Origin of the sequence: Kocuria tytonicola, from assembly GCF_003687455.1 — a bacterium.
Lineage (GTDB): Bacteria > Actinomycetota > Actinomycetes > Actinomycetales > Micrococcaceae > Kocuria > Kocuria tytonicola.
Map to the genome: position 1 here is coordinate 1 of NZ_PHOA01000220.1, position 496 is coordinate 496.

The following is a 496-nucleotide window of genomic DNA, read 5'->3' on the forward strand; positions in this document are numbered from 1 at the left end:
CCCCCAGATCCACCCCCACCCCGCCACGGACCCGGAGAAGCCATGAACATCGTCGTCGGTTACCTGCCCACACCCACCGGACGCGCCGCCCTGCGCGCCGCCATGGACGAGGCCACGCTGCGTTCGGCGGACCTCGTGGTGGTGCAGGGCCACCACACCAGGCGCTGGGGCCGCCACACCGGTCCCGAGGAGACGGAGACCGCCGTCCGTGAGGACCGCGCCGCCCTGGAGGCCAGTGGTCTGTCCTTCGAGCTGGTGCCCATGGCGGACGACGCCGATCCCGCGGACGTCATCCTGGACGTCACCGACCGCACCCACACCCAGCTGCTGGTCATCGGCACCCGGCGTCGCACGCCGGTGGGCAAGCTCATCATGGCCCCCACCACGCAGCGTCTGCTGCTCGAGGCCGGCTGCCCCGTGCTGTGCGTCAAGGCGGACTACGGCACGGACTGAGCGCGGCAGTCCCCGTGAACGACGGCGGGCCGGGCCCTGCGAG

1 protein-coding gene is annotated in these 496 nt (G+C 72.8%); it reads left to right on the forward strand.

Going from position 1 to position 496, the window contains the following annotated elements; genetic code table 11:
* Positions 1–42: 42 nt before the first annotated feature.
* Positions 43–453 (forward strand): universal stress protein, encoded by a 411-nt coding sequence (locus CWC38_RS11920; RefSeq protein ID WP_121846906.1) that lies wholly within the window; start codon positions 43–45, stop codon positions 451–453.
* Positions 454–496 lie beyond the last annotated feature (43 nt).